The sequence below is a fragment of the Aquimarina ulvae genome (assembly GCF_053613295.3).
In genome coordinates this window covers 241,260-259,571 of the sequence record NZ_JBSIBP030000003.1, presented here as the reverse complement: position 1 = coordinate 259,571, position 18,312 = coordinate 241,260, and the positions used below count along the sequence as shown (strand labels likewise).

At 33.0% G+C, this 18,312-nt stretch carries 19 protein-coding genes; 8 read left to right on the top strand and 11 right to left on the bottom strand.

Annotation, left to right across the window (positions count from 1 at the left end; genetic code table 11):
- Positions 1-55: 55 nt before the first annotated feature.
- The 4 genes from hisC to hisG are packed head-to-tail and all read right to left on the bottom strand — an operon-like array spanning position 56 to position 3,719.
- Positions 56-1,105, bottom strand: a complete 1,050-nt coding sequence (hisC, locus tag ACWGOQ_RS08080) for a histidinol-phosphate transaminase (RefSeq protein ID WP_452057438.1) — start codon at positions 1,103-1,105, stop codon at positions 56-58.
- A gap of 48 nt (positions 1,106-1,153) precedes the next feature.
- Positions 1,154-2,446: a histidinol dehydrogenase gene (hisD, locus tag ACWGOQ_RS08075; RefSeq protein ID WP_452057437.1), complete on the bottom strand. Its 1,293-nt coding sequence runs from the start codon at positions 2,444-2,446 to the stop codon at positions 1,154-1,156.
- Positions 2,443-2,862, bottom strand: coding sequence for a GNAT family N-acetyltransferase (locus ACWGOQ_RS08070; protein ID WP_452057436.1), 420 nt, complete (start codon positions 2,860-2,862; stop codon positions 2,443-2,445). Before ACWGOQ_RS08070 ends, hisD begins: the two co-directional genes overlap by 4 nt.
- Positions 2,862-3,719, bottom strand: a complete 858-nt coding sequence (gene hisG / locus ACWGOQ_RS08065; RefSeq protein ID WP_452057435.1) for an ATP phosphoribosyltransferase — start codon at positions 3,717-3,719, stop codon at positions 2,862-2,864. Before hisG ends, ACWGOQ_RS08070 begins: the two co-directional genes overlap by 1 nt.
- 331 nt (positions 3,720-4,050) lie before the next feature.
- Here hisG and ACWGOQ_RS08060 point away from each other — a divergent pair, with 331 nt between their 5' ends.
- Positions 4,051-4,965, top strand: a complete 915-nt coding sequence (locus ACWGOQ_RS08060; RefSeq protein WP_452057434.1) for an OmpA family protein — start codon at positions 4,051-4,053, stop codon at positions 4,963-4,965.
- Positions 4,966-4,977: 12 nt separating this feature from the next.
- Positions 4,978-5,502: a helix-hairpin-helix domain-containing protein gene (locus ACWGOQ_RS08055; RefSeq protein WP_452057433.1), complete on the top strand. Its 525-nt coding sequence runs from the start codon at positions 4,978-4,980 to the stop codon at positions 5,500-5,502.
- 198 nt (positions 5,503-5,700) lie between these two features.
- On the opposite strand, the gene ACWGOQ_RS08050 is transcribed toward ACWGOQ_RS08055, so the two are convergent.
- The 5 genes from ACWGOQ_RS08050 to ACWGOQ_RS08030 all read right to left on the bottom strand — a co-directional run bounded on the left by ACWGOQ_RS08050 (position 5,701) and on the right by ACWGOQ_RS08030 (position 11,088).
- On the bottom strand, positions 5,701-6,285 hold the full coding sequence (locus ACWGOQ_RS08050; protein WP_452057946.1) for a hypothetical protein: 585 nt from the start codon (positions 6,283-6,285) through the stop codon (positions 5,701-5,703).
- A gap of 376 nt (positions 6,286-6,661) precedes the next feature.
- Positions 6,662-7,477: a prohibitin family protein gene (locus ACWGOQ_RS08045; RefSeq protein ID WP_452057432.1), complete on the bottom strand. Its 816-nt coding sequence runs from the start codon at positions 7,475-7,477 to the stop codon at positions 6,662-6,664.
- Between the two features lie 23 nt (positions 7,478-7,500).
- Positions 7,501-9,531, bottom strand: coding sequence for a VWA domain-containing protein (locus ACWGOQ_RS08040; protein ID WP_452057431.1), 2,031 nt, complete (start codon positions 9,529-9,531; stop codon positions 7,501-7,503).
- A gap of 162 nt (positions 9,532-9,693) precedes the next feature.
- Positions 9,694-10,440, bottom strand: a complete 747-nt coding sequence (gene fabG / locus ACWGOQ_RS08035) for a 3-oxoacyl-[acyl-carrier-protein] reductase (protein WP_452057430.1) — start codon at positions 10,438-10,440, stop codon at positions 9,694-9,696.
- A gap of 315 nt (positions 10,441-10,755) precedes the next feature.
- Positions 10,756-11,088 (bottom strand): hypothetical protein, encoded by a 333-nt coding sequence (locus tag ACWGOQ_RS08030; protein ID WP_452057429.1) that lies wholly within the window; start codon positions 11,086-11,088, stop codon positions 10,756-10,758.
- Between the two features lie 238 nt (positions 11,089-11,326).
- On the opposite strand from ACWGOQ_RS08030, the gene ACWGOQ_RS08025 reads away from it, so the two are divergent.
- Positions 11,327-12,307, top strand: a complete 981-nt coding sequence (locus tag ACWGOQ_RS08025; protein ID WP_452057428.1) for a Gfo/Idh/MocA family protein — start codon at positions 11,327-11,329, stop codon at positions 12,305-12,307.
- 272 nt (positions 12,308-12,579) lie between these two features.
- On the opposite strand, the gene ACWGOQ_RS08020 is transcribed toward ACWGOQ_RS08025, so the two are convergent.
- Positions 12,580-13,419: a DUF2911 domain-containing protein gene (locus ACWGOQ_RS08020; protein WP_452057427.1), complete on the bottom strand. Its 840-nt coding sequence runs from the start codon at positions 13,417-13,419 to the stop codon at positions 12,580-12,582.
- Between the two features lie 121 nt (positions 13,420-13,540).
- Here ACWGOQ_RS08020 and ACWGOQ_RS08015 point away from each other — a divergent pair, with 121 nt between their 5' ends.
- The 5 genes from ACWGOQ_RS08015 (at position 13,541) to ACWGOQ_RS07995 (ending at position 17,327) form a co-directional block, all read left to right on the top strand.
- Positions 13,541-14,203, top strand: a complete 663-nt coding sequence (locus ACWGOQ_RS08015; protein ID WP_452057426.1) for an MIP/aquaporin family protein — start codon at positions 13,541-13,543, stop codon at positions 14,201-14,203.
- Between the two features lie 146 nt (positions 14,204-14,349).
- Positions 14,350-14,844, top strand: a complete 495-nt coding sequence (locus ACWGOQ_RS08010) for an SRPBCC family protein (protein ID WP_452057425.1) — start codon at positions 14,350-14,352, stop codon at positions 14,842-14,844.
- A 9-nt stretch (positions 14,845-14,853) separates the two neighbouring features.
- Positions 14,854-15,552 (top strand): SDR family NAD(P)-dependent oxidoreductase, encoded by a 699-nt coding sequence (locus ACWGOQ_RS08005; RefSeq protein WP_452057424.1) that lies wholly within the window; start codon positions 14,854-14,856, stop codon positions 15,550-15,552.
- A gap of 3 nt (positions 15,553-15,555) precedes the next feature.
- Positions 15,556-16,863 carry a cryptochrome/photolyase family protein gene (locus ACWGOQ_RS08000; protein ID WP_452057423.1) on the top strand — a complete coding sequence of 436 codons (1,308 nt, stop codon included), beginning with the start codon at positions 15,556-15,558 and terminating at the stop codon, positions 16,861-16,863.
- Between the two features lie 95 nt (positions 16,864-16,958).
- Positions 16,959-17,327: a SnoaL-like domain-containing protein gene (locus ACWGOQ_RS07995; protein WP_452057422.1), complete on the top strand. Its 369-nt coding sequence runs from the start codon at positions 16,959-16,961 to the stop codon at positions 17,325-17,327.
- A 94-nt stretch (positions 17,328-17,421) separates the two neighbouring features.
- Here ACWGOQ_RS07995 and ACWGOQ_RS07990 read toward each other — a convergent pair whose 3' ends face one another.
- On the bottom strand, positions 17,422-18,300 hold the full coding sequence (locus ACWGOQ_RS07990; RefSeq protein WP_452057421.1) for a LysR family transcriptional regulator: 879 nt from the start codon (positions 18,298-18,300) through the stop codon (positions 17,422-17,424).
- Between the last annotated feature and the right edge of the window lie 12 nt (positions 18,301-18,312).

The following is an 18,312-nucleotide window of genomic DNA, read 5'->3' as shown; positions in this document are numbered from 1 at the left end:
ATTTTACTTAAACACTTAGTTATTTATGGATTCCAGATTAAATCAGGAATAACAACTACAATTGTCTTAATGCTTCTATTAATTTACTATTCTCAATTTTTGTCCCTATTGTAAAACGTAATGTATTTTCGCATAATGGTTGGGTTGTTCTATTGCGAATTACGATTCCCTTCTTCAGTAACTGATGGTATCGCATATCGGCATCATCAACTTTTACTAAAACAAAATTAGCATCACTGTGATATATTCTTTCGATAAAATCAATTTCAGATAAGATAGTGATAAGCTTTTCTCTCTCATCCAGAATATCTGCAACTTCTTTTCTTACTTGACTCACATTGTTTACTCTTACTAATGCTCTTTGCTGGGTAAGTTCATTTACATTGTAAGGAGGCTTTATTTTATTCAGTACTCGAATAATTTCTTTTGAAGCATAGCACAATCCTAGTCTAATTCCTGCCATTCCATATGCTTTTGATAACGTCTGTGTGATTACAAGATTGCGGTATACATTGATTTTGTTTACCCAACTTTTTTTAGAAGAGAAATCAATATACGCTTCATCTATAACAACCAATCCTTTGAAATTTTCTAAAATCTGGACAATACTATCTTCTGAAAAAGAATTCCCTGTAGGATTATTAGGAGAACATAAAAATATGATCTTAGTTTGTTGATCAACTGTATCTAATACCTTAGTAACATTAGGTTCAAAATTATGATTCAAAAGAACTTTTTTATTCTGAACATCGTTGGTGTTCGCCAATACACTATACATTCCATAAGTTGGTGGCAATGTAATGATATTATCTATTTTAGGTTCACAAAATGCTCTAAACAAAAGATCCAAAACTTCATCACTGCCATTTCCTAATAGTATATTTTGCTCCGTGACTCCTTTTTGTTTGGCTACTATAGCCTTTAAGCTACGCTGTTGCGGATCTGGGTATCTATTAACGCCATTATCATAAGGGTTTTCATTGGCATCCAAAAAGGTCATATCAGAACCATCTGAAACATATTCATCACGTGCAGAGGAATATGGTTTAAGCCCTTTTACGTTTTCACGTATCAGCTGATCTATATTGAATTGTGCTGTTTTCATTTCAATTTGTAGTGTAGACCATAAAGGTTTTAAAACCTAGCAGGCCTCTTATTTGTTATTTTTTAAACTTTCTAATCGTAATGTTACTGCATTCTTATGTGCCTGTAGTCCTTCAGCTTCAGCCATAAGCTCTATTGCTTTGCCAATATTCTTAATTCCGTCTTCGGATAATTTTTGAAATGTCATCGATTTCATAAAACTATCTAAATTCACTCCACTATATTGTTTAGCATATCCATTAGTTGGTAAAGTATGATTGGTTCCTGAAGCGTAGTCCCCTGCACTTTCTGGAGTATAATTACCTATAAAAACCGAGCCTGCATTCACAATATTGTCCACATAAAAGTCTTGATTTGCTGTACAAACGATAAAATGTTCGGGACCATATTCATTAATCAGTGCTAATGCTTCTGCATCACTTTCTACGTAAATTATTTTAGAATTGGCTATGGCAGCATTTGCTATTTCTTTTCTTGGCAAAACGTGGCACTGGATGATTACTTCCTTCTCTACTTCTTCTATAAGTTTTTTTGAAGTAGATACTAGAACTACCTGACTATCTTTGCCGTGTTCTGCCTGACTAAGAAGATCTGAAGCTACAAAAGAAGCATTTGCCGAGTCATCTGCTACAACTAACAATTCACTGGGACCAGCTGGCATGTCAATAGCAATTCCAAATTTAGTAGCTAATTGCTTTGCGACTGTAACAAATTGATTTCCGGGACCAAAAATTTTATACACTTTTGGGATGGTTTCTGTACCGAATGTCATTGCGGCAACTGCTTGAATTCCACCAACTTTAAAAATTTTAGTTACTCCACAAAGATTGGCAGTATATAAGATAGCTGGATTGATTTTCCCTTCTTTATCAGGAGGTGAACATAAAACTATCTCTTTACAACCGGCGATATTTGCAGGAACTGCTAACATTAAAATCGTCGAAAACAAAGGCGCGGTTCCACCAGGAATATACAGCCCCACTTTTTGTATAGGTCTTTTCTCCTGCCAACAACAAACACCATTAGCAGTCTCTACAAACACTCTTTTAGTTTTCTGAGCAGTGTGAAAAGCTTCAATATTTGATTTTGCCAATACAATAGCTTCCTTTAGTTCTTCAGACACAAGTTGTTTAGCACTTTTTATTTCTTCTTCTGAAACTAAAATCGAATCTAATGTTACCTTATCAAATTTCTTCGTGTATCTATTGACAGCTATATTTCCTTCGGTTTTAACGTGGTTAAAAATATCTAAAACAGTACCTTCAATATCTGCTACTGATTGCGTAGGTCTTTTTAAAATTTCAGACCAAGTATTTTTCTTAGGACTATATATTTTTTTCATAATCTCTTTTGATAATGGAAAGCGATACATTCATAACCAAGGTCTTCCCAAAATTGTTGACCTTTTTTATTTTTAGTATATACGTTTAATTCGGAGGCAATACAACCTTTGGATTTTGCATATTCAAAAATCCAATTCATCATTAATTTTCCTATACCTTTTCCTTGATATTCTGGTAAGACATAAACATTGTCAGGTTCTACGTGCCTACCTACATAATACTTGTTCAGAAACCACATTCCGGAAATTCCAATTAATACTGAATGATTATAGACCCCAACACATTCATATCCCGAAGAGATCATTTCTTTAATTCGTGATTGTAACACTTCTAGAGGAATTTGATCATTAAGTTTCTGTAATAAAGGTAGTATAACTTGTATGTTTTGTTTTGGTATTCGTTGAATATCAAACATTACAAAACCATTTTTTCTATTGGACACACCAAAATTCCTTCTGCTCCTTCTGCTTTCAATTCATCTAGGATTTCCCAAAACTTATTCTTTTCCACGACTGTATGGATAGAGCTCCATCCTTTTTCAGCAAGAGGCAATACTGTGGGACTTCGCATTCCTGGAAGAATATTCACAATTCGATCTATTTTATCGTTTGGAGCATTCAGCAATACATATTTAGAAGCTCTGGCCTTTAATACAGCTTGTATTCTGAATTGTAGCTTTTTCAGGATTGCTTTATGCTCTTCACTAATCTTAGGAGAAACCGCCAATACTGCTTCTGATGTAAGCATTACTTCTACTTCTTTCAGATTATTTTTAAACAACGTACTGCCACTAGAAACAATATCACAAATTGCATCTGCCAAACCAATGTTGGGTGCAATTTCTACTGATCCCGAAATCTGATGCAAATCAGCAGAGATTCCTTTTGCTTTAAGGTATTCATTTACTGTGTTAGGATATGAAGTAGCAATTCTTTTTCCATCAAGATCTTTGATAGAGCTGTAAGCAACATCCTTAGGAACTGCCAGTGAAACCTTGCATTTAGAAAAATTCAACCGTTCTGCTATCATAATATCTTTGCCTTTTTCTACTAAGACATTTTCTCCAATAATAGCAATATCTACCACACCATCTCTTAGGTATTGAGGGATATCCCCATTACGAAGAAACATGACTTCCATAGGAAAATTTCTTGTTGCTGCTTTTAGCTGGTCTTTTCCATTATCGATAGAGATACCACAATCTTTTAAAATCTGAACAGAATCCTCATTAAGTCTACCGCTCTTTTGAATAGCAATTTTAATTTTTGACATTTTCTTTGTTGTTGTGTTTGGTCAGTTCAAACATGCTTTAAAATAAAAAACCCGTTTGAATATGCTCAAACGGGTTATTATATATGATTTACTTATACACATATCAACTTACCACGCCTGGGCGGAAATGTAAGAATGATGATGATGTATAAGAATGTTTTTCACGTTTTTAATAATTAAATGCTAATGTATAAAAAATATTTTTTTTCTGAAATGCATTTCGGCTTAAATTTTTGTTATTTATCTTTTTCGCAAGGATAAATCGCTCTAGCGTAATAGTTTAATTAAAACATTTTTATAACTTTAAGAGGATAACACAAATCATCAACATATGAAAAATTTAATATCATTTTTAATTTTTATCTTATTTACCTTACTAGGGATGTGGTGGTACTACTCCTGTAATTGGTGTATTGGAAATAGAAATGAGGGGACTTCTGTTATAGAGGTACCCATGGATCCCAAAGCCGAGGAAAAAGCAAAAAAAGCGTATAACGATAGTCTCTCACTCGTCCAAGGTTTTTATGCTAAAGATATTCATAATATAGACGTGTTTCGATATCCTGAAAATCTGCGAATTAATAATAGTAATGGAAATGTTTATATCCCCAAAGGAGTTCAAGGTTTTGAAACTAAGGTGGCTAATTACCTTGGACAAAATCAAGATCAGGAATTGGTGATTAACGGATATCAGACATCTTCTGAAAAATCAAACGAAAAACAACTCGGAATCGCCAGAGCTAATTACTTAAAAAACATATTAATCAAAGCAGGTATCAATGCAGATCGTATTGTTACCGAGGCAAAATTAGTTACTTATCAATATGATAATGCAGGAAACTATAACGGTGGTATTCTTTTTAATTTCTCTAAAATAGATCAATCGAGATTAAAAGAAATTGAAAAAGGAATTGCAAACAAAACGTTGTACTCAGATTTTGGATCTAAGGATTTTAAACCAGATGCCACTTTAAGAAATTACACGTTAGAACTTAAAAATTATCTAACTAAATATCCTGATAAAAAAATTCTAATAACAGGACATACCGATAATATTGGCGATGATATTGCAAATCGGTCCATAGGTCTGGAGAGGGCGCAGAATGTTAAAAACTATTTAGCTTCGCAAGGAATTACTTTAGAAAAACTAACTGCTCAATCAAAAGGAGAATCGAGCCCGGTTGCTCCTAATGACACTGAAGAAAACAGGGCTCAAAACAGAAGAATAGAAATAATTGTAAACTAAATTACTACAACTATGTTAGATTTTTTAAACGAAGCAAACTGGTGGTGCCTGCTATTATTATTATTAATTGCATTCTTATTGGGATGGTTTTTATCAAAGTGGAGCCTCAAAAATAAATATCAAGAAAAGCTAAATCGATGCCTTAGAGAAAAGGAAAAACTAAGAAGTAGCAATTTCCAAAAGGCAAACACAACTTTTGTACCACCAATTTCAGTTGAAACGCATGATACTGAAAAAGCAATTACATCTGGTAAAACTGAAACATTTGCTAAGGGTGAAGAAAAACCTACATTAAATTTTGAAAGTTTCGGCAGGGCTGATGCGTCACAAAAAGATAATCTAAAACTAATAAGTGGTGTTGGGCCTTTTATAGAAAAGAAACTAAACAGTATTGGAATATTTACCTTTGATCAAATAAGCAGGTTTACTAAAGAAGATATAGATACTGTAACAGATTTAATACAATTCTTTCCGGGTCGTATTGAACGAGATAATTGGACAGCACAGGCAGAAAAATTAAAAAACAAATCATTATAATATGCCTTGTAACAAAACTTGCCTTTATGAATGATGCTCATGAAGGCTTTGTTAAAAAATTAATGTACCTAAACCTTATATTAGATTGAGTAAATCATATGGAAACCATTTACAAGTCTAGTCATTGGTGAGCAAATCTCTTTTTTTTCAGGGGTAGCAGGTAGCAACCTTCTTTTGATCGTTATAACCAAAAGATAGTTATGCATCCACATAATAAATTGCTTCTAAAAATTTTTTTGAAGCTGTTTTTTCTTCTTTTTTAGATTTTAGCTGCTTTAACACTCCTGCTACTTTTATCTTTTTTTCTGGAAGTTTTTGAGCACCTTTCAAATGCGCAATGACACATGTTTCTGATGACTTCTCCTCCACTATTTCATATACATCATACGTTTCCATAATAGGTATCATTGAAAAGGTCGTTACATTGCCAGCGACTATAGGAATCATGATAAATCCATTAAAATTGGATTTGGAAGCTACTTTTCTAGGTGTGCCGGTGATGATAACATTAGAAGATAGCGTGCCACGCTCAATCACATTAGATGGCAGTAACTCTTTTGCAGTATATTTCTTGTAAGTAAATTGTAAATCATTTGATAACGAAGAAATAATTTGCTTTTTAAGCTCGATATCCAATTCTGAAATTGCCAAATCTAAAAAAAGAATCATCTTTTGCTTATTACTAAAAAGACCAGCAACTTTACCTAACTCTGATTGCGAGATTACTCCATCTTCAGACTTTGTAAGTATATTATAAAATCTTCCTCCATTATCCAATGCCATCAATGCTTCTTCAACATTTTTATAGGGATCAACTTTTTCATTGTTTAGAAATTTTAAATCTTATAAATTATGCAACCAACAAATGTTCGATAAACGAACATCATCAAGATTGCTTTCAGGAATACGCAAAATAACAAAGAGGCATCTTCGTTTCTATTGTTCTGTTTTTACTTCAAAATTAAGTAAAGGCACTGTAGAACTTAACGGCCTTTAATTATTAGTAGTAGTATTAGAGGGATTGTTACAACAAGAACATGTTATTTAAATAAAAAATTACACAACCGGCTTTTTCACAATCTCAAAATTTACGGCTATTCCCATAAAAAAAACCACCCTACGGTATGCAGGATGGTTTTTACATAGAATAAAATATTTTCTATTGATTCCCTAGTATCAAAGGCATTCCGTCTTTTCCGGAACCAACAATTACCACTTTAGAGTTAGATGATTTTGCTAATTCTAAAGTTGCTTGAATTCCTTTTTCTTTAAGAATCTTATCTGTTAATGACGCACTAAGTATTTGGTTCGCCACCGCTTTACCCTCTGCATCAATCTTTTGTCTTTCTGCTTCTTTCTGAGCTTTGGTTAACTTAAACTCATACTCTAATGACTCTTGCTCTTGTTTTAATTTACGCTCGATTGCTTCTTTTATCGTTGGTGGCAATGTTACATCACGAACTAAAACTTCGTTTAACTGAATATACTCATTAGCAACAATTTTTTTAGTTTCTTCATAAATCTCTTTCTGAATAACATCTCTTTTGCTAGAGTATAATTGCTCAGGAGTATATCTTCCTACTACACTACGAGCCGCAGAGCGAATAGTAGGTAACAAAATTCGTTGTACATAATTCTCTCCTTTTTCTTGATGTAATAACCCTAATTTTTCATATTTCGGTTGAAACCAAGCGGATGCATCTAACTTAATCTCCAAACCATTAGAAGAAAGTACTTGCATTTTTTCGAAAACCTCTTGTTGTCTAACTTCATACACAATTACTTTGTTCCAAGGAGCAACTAAATGAAATCCCTCTCCTAGTGGAGCTTCATCAGTTACAACTCCACCCCCAAAAGTTTTATAAAGCACCCCAGCTTCACCGGAGCCAATTGTAACTGTAGATTTTGTAATGAATACAATAACAAGTACAACAATAATTAGAATAGGTAATCCTATTTTAGGTAATTTTTCCATAATAAATGTTTAGTTTTTAAATTTTAAATAAGCCCATTATATTTTCGCATAAACCACTCTATCGAGAGTAAAAATATGATAATTGCTAATAGATATTTCCAATCTATTAAAGATACGATTTTTTCTTTGCGTTTCTGGATTGGCTGATATCTCTGATCTTCAATAAGATCGGTAAATAAAATATCATTTTGATCCAGAAAATAGGCTTTTCCTTTTGTATTAGTCGCTACTTGTCTCAGTTTTGTTACATCTGCATTCAACAATTGTTGTTCTACATCATAATCTAAAATACTAAAACTTCCGGAGCGTGAAATATTTTCGCCAGTTACAGAAACGGTATAGTCATAAGTACCCGAAGAGAGATTACTAAGATCCGCTTCATAAATATTACTTTTCAATAACATTGGTATTGTCTGAGAAGCTTCTGTATTTTTATTTTTAACAACTATTTTCAAACTTCCTCTACGGTCGAACTCATAATTTTTGGTAAAATATTCTGCCTGAATTATAATATTTGCATTACCATAATAAAAAGATTCTGATAAGGTATTTAACCTACTTTTACGTTTATTCGAGGCCAGATATTGTACTAATTTACCAAAGAAATCATCAAAACTTTCAAAATTTTTATTATCTAAATAATTTTGTGCTCGCCACCTCCAAATACCTTCTCCAAATAAAGCCGCTTCTCTTATTCCGTTCTCTTCGATCGTTGTTAATAATGGAGCTTCTGTTGTTATATTATCTACGTTTCTGTATAACAATACATCGTAAGACGAGTTCATATTTATGTCTCCAAATGCACCAATTAATGGAGGATACCCATCAAAACCGATATTTTCTAATAAGAATGTTCCGTAATTAGAATTGAATCTAGGTATGTAATATTCCGTTTGTCTGGTAATTTCTTGTCGATATTTATTCTGAGTTCTATTCAGAAATATCCAATCCGTCTTTGATCCTGTAATTGTAAAATGATTTTTTTGGGAGTTTTCTAGTTTTTCATAAATACTACTAAATCTAACATTTGGCTGATAAAGAATAACGAGTTGGAAATCCTCTATATCTTTAACCTCTGATGGTTTAACAATACTAAGGCTTCTTCGTTCATTGCTTTCTACACTTTTCTTAATAGCACCAAGATCAGGATGCAGTATATCACTCACCAATAGTATATTGGTTTTTTGATCTATTACCTCTACAGCAAAATCCTTACTATTATTAATCGTATTTTTTTCACCTTCTAAAGGAATCAATCTGGCATTATATTGTAATACGCCTGCCTTACTTGCAGCTAATGTAAAACTGACCACCTTAGAATTACGCTCTTTGGAAAAAGAAACTGGCTCTGAGTACACCAAATTCCGACCCGACTTTATCTCTAACTTTGTGTTCACATCTAGCGTTCCCGAATATGTGAGAATAATTTCTACTGGAAATTTATTTTTAAGATACGCATAACGGTTTACATTGAGTTGTTGGATTTTGGTATCCGTAACTTTTGTTGTATCTCCTGTTATTATCGGATAAATCTGCTGTTTGTATGCATTACTTCTAAATTGATAGTCTGTACCGTAGGTTTGATTACCATCAGTAATTAATATTGTTGGTGCATCAGAATTTTTATAAATCTGATCCAAATTATCCAGTGCTTTAGATATGTTAGTTTGTTTCTGATCAAATTTCAGAGACAACGTATCTTTTAGATCATCAGAAAAAGAATAGTACTTTATATCAAAACGATTCTTAAGGTTTTTATTAGTTTGAATCTGATTTATCAACTGGATTACTGATTGATTCTGTCCCAAGTGTTTTATCGAAGAAGAATTATCAACAGCTACGACCAAAGTAGGTTTTTCTATATAATATGTATTCTTCTGAAATGTAGGGTTTATTAACAAAACTAATAATGCGAAGACACTAAGAAAACGTAAAAAAGCAAAAAGGAGATTTTTTTTAACACCACTCTTTGCTTTATACCTATATTGAAATAGCGCTATAAGTAATGCAATTATTACTGCTGCTATGATCAATCCTATATTTTGTGTCTGCATTCTTATTAATTACTATGTAAATATTCAGATTACAATTTTGACTTTCTAATTTTGAAGATAGTACATTACAGCGCTGAAAATAATCACATTTAATTAAAAAGATCTTAAACTTATTAAAAAACTCTTAGAATATCGTCAATTGCAGTTCGAGAATTCAATTTATTAGGTAAGCATTCCACCATCTACATTGAGCACTTGTCCTGTTACATATGCACTAAGATCGCTAGCTAAAAATAAACATGCATTGGCAATGTCTTCTGGAGCTCCTCCTCGTTTTAGAGGTATGGCTTTTCTCCACTCATCAACTACCTTTTCATCTAACTTACCTGTCATTTCTGTTTCAATAAAACCAGGTGCAATTACATTACTTCGTATATTTCTGGAACCCAATTCTAAAGCAATTGATTTAGAAAAACCAATAATACCAGCTTTAGAGGCAGCATAATTAGACTGACCTGCATTTCCTTTAACACCGACCACAGAACTCATATTAATAATACTACCACTGCGTTGCTTAAGCATTGTTCGTTGCACTGCCTTGGTCATATTAAAAACGCTTTTAAGATTCACTTCGATAACTTTATCAAAATCATCTTCACTCATCCTCATCAACAAATTATCTTTGGTAATACCAGCGTTATTAATCAGTATATCTATACTTCCAAAAGTTTCGAGAACATCCTTTACTAAACTTTCAGATTCTTCAAAACTAGCTGCATTACTTTGGTAAGCTTTCGCCTGAACACCTAAACCATTCAATTCTTTTTCTAATTCTTTTGCTGCATCTACTGAAGAACTGTATGTAAATGCCACATTAGCACCTTGTTTTGCAAAAACCTGCGCTATTCCTTTTCCAATACCACGGGTAGCACCTGTGATAATGGCAGTTTTACCTTGTAAGAGATTCATCGGCTCTATAATATTTTTTTGGTATTACATACCATAATTGATATGACATGTAAGATTTGTGTTTTCAAATATAAGAATTACTAACAGGTCACCAACAATAAAACTTTTGATTTCTGTTCGGTCGTTTATGAAAAAAAAAAAAAATCTGTAATCATAAACTAACAGCAAAACCTTTTTTTGTAAGCTAGAAATCTGAATATAAGTAGTTTAGACTCTAAATAATTATTAAGAACAGATTAGAGAAAGACGATGATACATTATATGAGTAAGGCAATCTACAGACTTTTAAGACGGACTGTAAGTTTTTATTTTATTTCAATGATGGATAATAGCTTCTGACATATACGTAGATATGTTTTTTTGAAATGTATGATACTTTTTCATTACTCCGAATGTTTCTTCTCCAATTTCTTTTGAAAACCTTACTGACCCTTTTAAAACTTCTAATATCTTAATAATTGCGTGCTTTAATCTATGTCCGCTTTCATCCAGTTCTAAAAATTCTTTATGCATTTCAGTTGTACAAGGTTCATACCGATAAGAATGAAGTTTTGTAAGCAAGGCAGAGAGTTCGTTCTTCATACGACTCAGCCTTAAAGAGTATGTTTGATGATTTTCGGATTGCTTTGAAGTGGTTTGAGTAATCATAATAGTCTGGTTTTAAAGTGAGTCTATTAAATTTACTAATAATTAATTACAACTCAAAAAAAACTCCTTACTTAAATATATGTTTTATATTTATGTTAAAAAATTACTCGATTCATAACTAAATTGTCATCAAATCGTAAATTAAGCTCAGAAAAAAGGAATTTATTTGAATTAAAAATAAGGGAAAATACCCTTTAATTATTTCAATAAAAATGTATGAATATTTTTAGAAAAATCAATGAAGAATAAAACTCGATATAACTGGGGTATTATTGGCTGTGGTAAAATTGCACATAAATTTGCAGAAGATCTTACAACCGTTCCAGATGCAAAGGTGTATGCTGTAGCAAGTAGAAATTTGAAAAAGGCTGAAGATTTTGGAAAGATGTACAATGCCACCCAATATTATGGGAGCTATGAAGAAGTTGCCATAAATCCCGATGTAGATATTATCTATATAGCAACTCCTCACGTATTTCATTTTGAAAACACCATAATGTGCCTGCAACAAAAAAAGCCCGTACTATGTGAGAAACCTTTTGCTATGAATATCTCTCAGGTAGAAGAAATGATCGCTATTGCGAAGAGCAATAACACTTTTTTAATGGAAGCGTTATGGACCTATTTTTTGCCACATTACAATTATGTCATGCAAATCATAGCATCTAATGAGCTTGGTAAGATTAGAAACCTGAAGGCCGATTTTGGATTTGCTGGTACTTATAATCCAGAAAATAGGCTCTTTAATAAGAAACTAGGTGGAGGAAGTTTATTAGATGTAGGAATCTATCCATTATTTGCAGCATTAACGCTATTAGGGTATCCTAATAAAATTGAAGCAAATGCGTCATTTAGCAACAATGGAATCGATGAGAATTGTAGTATATCCCTGATATATGAAGAAAACGTTAAAGCTTCTTTATATTGCTCAATTACGCAAAAAACAAATACGGAAGCTATCATCGAATTAGAAGAAGGAACCATATCTATCAATAGTAGATTTCATGAACCTTCTTCTATAACCATTACAATAAATGGAATCTCAACTTTGTATGAGTTTCCCGTTCATACAAACGGATATAGTTTTGAAGCCATACATGTTCAGGAAATGCTTAGGTTAGGAAATACAGAAAGTACAATAATGACTTTTTCCAAAAGTCTGGAAATGATTCGGTTATTAGATGCAGTTAGAGATAAAATCAATCTAACATATGTTTAAATCTCTTCTAATATTCATTCATTGGTTTAATTATATCAGGTAGAAGAAATCTATCTGGTTGTGAAGAAAAAGAACAATGCATACCTATACAGTCTAATAACGTGATGAAAAAAACACGTATACTCCTTCGAGAGTGTTGGTCTTAAGATTTATTAAACTATTCGAAAAAATCTGAAAAGGATATTTTCTTTTGATACAACGATGAATTATTAAAAAAAAGCGCTCTAATAATTATTAAAGCGCTTTTTCTATTTGTGTGAAAAAAAGAGTACTTATTTAGCTCCCCACTCTGCAAGGGAGTCTTTATTTAACTTTACATAATCAGCATTTTTAGCTTTTTCTGCAAGTTCTAGTGAGGTTTTAGCTGCTTTTATCGCTCCTGCTTTATCTCCGGTTTTAGCTAAAATTAATGAATGTTGTCTATGATACCAGAATGCATCTGCTCTACCTGCCACAGCTTTCTCTATATGTGCTTTAGCTTTCGTATATTCTTCTACATCTTTATAAAAAACAGCTGCCTGATAATGATCATTAGGAGATGGGCCTGCCATAGTTTTCTCTATACTTGCCATCGCTTTCTTTTTCGTAGGAACTTCCAATTTAATAGCAGCTTCTGTGTTTTCCCACAAGAAATTAATATGTGCACTATTCATAGTAAAATCACTTAACATGATAGTAAATGTTTCTACATTCATAGGGATCTTAGTCGCTTTTACCATCACCTTTCCTGCTACTTTGCTATCATCCCACTCTCGTGGTGTTCCCCAATTACTTGTATCGTTATAGAAAATAACCTCCCAGTTTTCTTTTCCTGGCTTTGTGAAAATCGCATACTCTCCTTTTTTAAGTTCTGCATCGCCAATTTTAACATCATCACTAAATGTTATTTTTGTGTTTGCATTGGCACCTGTTCTCCATAATTTATCATAAGGAACAAGATCTCCAAATATGGTACGTCCTTTCATACTTGGACGCGAATATTCTATCGAGACATCTGTCAATCCAACTACTTGCTCTACTTTAGAAAAAGGACTTGGTTGTGGAGTTTCTACTTGGGCTTCTATACCTAAAGAAATAAAGATAGCCGATACGAATAAGATAATCTTTTTCATTGTGTTTATATTTAGTCTATTAATTAGTTTACTTATAACGAAATTAACAATTACACCTATATTAAGAGTTAACAAAAACTTAAAATAAGTAATGCTATATTTGCCATCATTTCTAACGATTATGAGACGTAAATATATATCAGAGACAATAGGAACATTTGCGATGGTGTTTTGTGGTACAGGTGCTATGACCATTAACGAAATCACTGGAGGCGATGTTACTCATGTAGGTATTGCAGTAACTTGGGGTCTTATCGTAATGGCAATGATTTATGCTTTTGGGGATATATCAGGAGCGCATTTTAATCCGGCAGTTACCATCGGTTTTGCCTATGCAAAAAAATTTGAATGGAAAGAAGTCCCTAAATACATTATTGCCCAATGCACTGGAGCAATTGCAGCTAGTAGCATCTTGCTTTTTCTTTTTCCTGATAGTGAATTTCTGGGTGGTACTTTACCCGCTTTCGATAATCTACGAGCATTTGTTTTAGAATTACTACTTACCTACTTTTTAATGCTAGTTATAATTAATGTATCAACCGGATCAAAAGAAGTTGGCATGATGGCTGGAATAGCTATCGGAGGTGTAGTTCTTCTAGAAGCTATGTTTGCCGGTCCCATGACCAATGCCTCTATGAACCCGGCAAGATCATTAGGACCAGCATTATTATCAACTCATTGGGAACATCAGTGGTTATATATGATCGCACCGATCATAGGAGCACTACTGGCTGTTATGACCTGTAAACTTATCAAAGCAGACAATTGTTGTAATGAATGCTGACCACTTTATAAGCTTTATCAACATAGTCATTTTGAACATTTAAACATTAAGAATAAATTGTATATCAACTTTATTTTTTGTTTAACATTTGTTGTTTAAAGATTAAACAAAATCATTGTACCTTTAACCTGAAAATAGGTGCAAAGATGAAAATATACACACTAAGAGCAAAACAAAACCTTCCAATTTCTTTACAGGAAGCTTGGGATTTTCTTTCTGATCCAAAAAATCTAAAAATTATAACTCCTGATTATATGGGGTTTGAAATAGTGTCTGGTGCAGACAGAGCAATGTATGCTGGGCAACTCATTCAATATATTGTAACACCTGTGGCTGGAATTAAAACAAAATGGGTTACTGAAATAACCCATGTCGTTGATAAAAGGTATTTCGTAGATGAGCAGCGGTTTGGTCCCTATGCGCTTTGGCATCATAAACATTTTATTAAAGAAATTCCGGGAGGCGTAGAAATGGAAGACATTATTGATTATAAAGTTCCATTTGGTATATTAGGGCAATTAGTGCATCCATTTTTGGTAAAACCTAAGCTAAAAGAAATATTTAATTACAGAGAAAAAAAGTTACTAGAATTATTTGGTGATTTTGAGCATCAAAATGAAAAAAAAGTCGAACTGGTTTAAGTATAAAGTATGAGAAAAAATATTTTACTAATTGGCGGTAGTCATGGAATTGGATTTGAAATCGCATTAAAACTTTACAATGATCACAATATTTATATAGCTTCACGTACTTCTGAGAATTTAGGAAATTTAGAAGTAACCCATATTCCGTACGATGCCTCTACAGATGAAATTGATACATCAAAGTTACCAGAGCAAATTGATGGTTTTGTGTATTGTCCTGGAAGTATTAATCTAAAACCTTTTAAGATGCTGAGTCCAGATTCATTTCAAGAGGATATGCAAATTAATTTTATGTTTTTAATAAAAATTATGCACGCTATTCTTCCTCAGTTAAAAAATTCGGAGCAGGCAAGTTTAATTTTTTTCAGTACTGTAGCAGTTAAAGTAGGTATGCCGTTCCATACTAGCGTAGCTGCTGCAAAAGGTGCTATTGAAGGTTTTGCTAAAGCATTAGCTGCAGAGTATGCGCCAAAATTCAGAGTAAACGTAATAGCACCTTCCTTAACAGATACCCCTCTCGCTAAAAGATTACTGGGAAATGAAAAAAAGCGTGAGAAAATGGATGAGCGTCACCCACTAAAACGTGTTGGAGAAGCAGAAGATATTGCTAATATTGCTAAGTTTTTATTAAGTGATGATAGTAGTTGGATTACAGGACAAGTACTCGGCGTTGATGGAGGTATGTCTACCTTAAATATTAATTAACATATGTCCCAAAAAATAAATATATTTTGGTTTCGTAGAGATCTTAGGCTTGATGACAATATAGGATTTCTTGAAGCGCTTAAAGATGATAAACCTGTATTGCCAATTTTTATTTTTGACAGTGAAATCTTAGATAAACTTCCCAAAGACGATGCTAGACTTTCTTTTATATATGATACGTTGCAGGATATGCGTAAAGAATTGCAGGAAAATAACAGTAGCTCTATCGCTTTTTTCCACGACAAACCTATCAATGTGTTTAAAGAATTGATCAAAGATTACACTATTGAAAAAGTATATACCAATCACGATTATGAACCATATGCTAAGGAAAGGGATGAATCAATAGGCAAACTACTTAGGGATACTACTATAGATTTCAAAACATATAAGGATCAAGTAATTTTTGAAAAAAGTGAAGTCGTAAAATCGGATGGTAACCCTTATGTTGTCTATACACCATACAAAAATAAGTGGAAAGAAGAATTTGATGAATCAAAACTAACAATCCATTATACTAGTCAGTATATAGATAATTTGATTAAAAACACCCGGTTACCCAATCTATCATTATCAGATATAGGGTTTAAAAAATCGTCAATTAAAGTGCCCGAATACGTTGTTACTCCAACACTTATTGATAATTATGAAGATACCCGAAATTTTCCTGCCAAAGAAAACGGGACATCTAGACTGGGCCCTCATCTGCGTTTTGGTACCGTAAGTATTCGTAAAATGATGAAAAAAGCAATTGCCGAAAAAAACGAGATTTTTTGGTCAGAATTGATTTGGCGTGAATTCTTTATGCAAATTCTATGGCATTATCCTCATACCGAAAACAAAGCTTTCAGGTCAAAGTATGATCGTATAGAATGGAGAAATAATGAAGAGGAATTTGAAGCCTGGAAAAAAGGTGAAACTGGTTACCCTTTGGTCGATGCTGGTATGCGTCAACTTAATGAAACTGGGTATATGCATAACAGAGTGAGAATGTTGGTTGCTAGTTTTCTATGTAAGCATTTATTGATCGATTGGCGCTGGGGTGAAGCTTATTTTGCAGAAAAATTATTGGATTATGATATGTCAGCAAATGTTGGTAACTGGCAATGGGCAGCAGGATCCGGAGTGGATGCAGCACCATATTTTAGAATTTTTAATCCCACAACACAGATTAAAAAATTTGATAAAAATCACGAATATATACATACTTGGGTAAAAGATATCAATGAACTTACATATCCCCAACCCATTGTAGACCATAAAATGGCAAGAGAGCGTTGCTTAAAAGCGTATAAGGAAGCTGTTGCATAATAATCAAATTATAACATTTCTTTAAAAATATGGATAGAAGTTTTTTGTAATTTAATGGCACGTAAAACATACATAAACCAATAAACTTCAGACCAATGAAAACACAAGATGTAGCTAACCGCTTAGTGGAACTTTGCCGTCAAGGTGAAAATATGCAAGCACTAAAAGAACTGTATGCAGAGGATATTGTAAGCAAAGAGATGCCAGGAGCACCAAATGCTGTTGTTAGTGGTAAAGATGCAGTAACAAAAAAAAGTCAGGAATGGTACGCCAGCGTAGAGGAATTTCATGGAAGTGAAATTTCGGATCCAGTTGTTACAGAAAACCATTTTTCCTGTAAAATGAAGATGGACTGCACCTTTAAAAATCAAGGACGTATGCAAATTGAAGAATTAGCTGTATATAATGTTACCAATGGTAAAATAGTCGAAGAACAATTCTTTTACTCGATGCCGACACAGTAAAATAATCAAAATCGGAAAATTAATAGCTTATGTCTACCTATATCCATTTCAGGCTAGGTCTAGTTATTATTCACTACTTTTAAAACCTTATATTTTACAAAAACTTTCTTACCCTCTCTAAAGCGGGATTGCGATTATCTTTTTTCCAAATAACTGATAATGTTGCTCTTTGAGTTATTTCAGGAATTTCTAAAAACTTAACATTTAAATCAAATCCGTATTGCAGGGAAGTTGGTATAATCGCAACACCTAATCCACTCTCTACCAACTTAAAAATTGTTTGGGCGTGCACAGACTTATGAGACACAATAGGTGTAAATCCTTTATCCTCACAGATGCTCATAATTTTATCATAATAAATGGAACTATAATCAGAAGAAAACAATACAAAATGCTCTTCAGCAACCTGTGCTACGTCTTTAAAATTATCTTCATTCAAAAAATGATTTTTGGGCAATGCCAAGGAAAATGTATCTGTTTGTACTGCTTTTATGCACAAACCATTAGGCACTCTGGCCAATCGGACAAAACCTATATCCAGTTCGTCGCTTACAATAGCATTCACCTGGTCATAATTAGACATTTCTTCCAGACTAAACTGTATTTTAGGATACTCATTATCCACATGCACCAAAAGATCTGGTATTACGGTCTGAATAGCAGAACCCAAAAAACCAATTCTAACTTCACCTTCACTTCCTTTGTCAATTAATCTGGTCTGTTTTACAGTAAAATCAATATGGTTAAAAATATAGGCAATTTCTTTTTTAAGATATTTGCCGGCAACAGTCAAACTTACATTTCTTTTATTCCTAATGAAAAGTTCGGCTCCGATAATTTCTTCCATTTGTTTGATTTGCCTACTCAAACCCGGTTGTGAAATAAAAAGTCTTTCTGCCGCTTTCCTAAAGTGTAATTCTTCGGCTACAGCCAAAAAATAGGTAAAGTGACGTAACTCTAACTGATACCTCATAGTTATTAATTA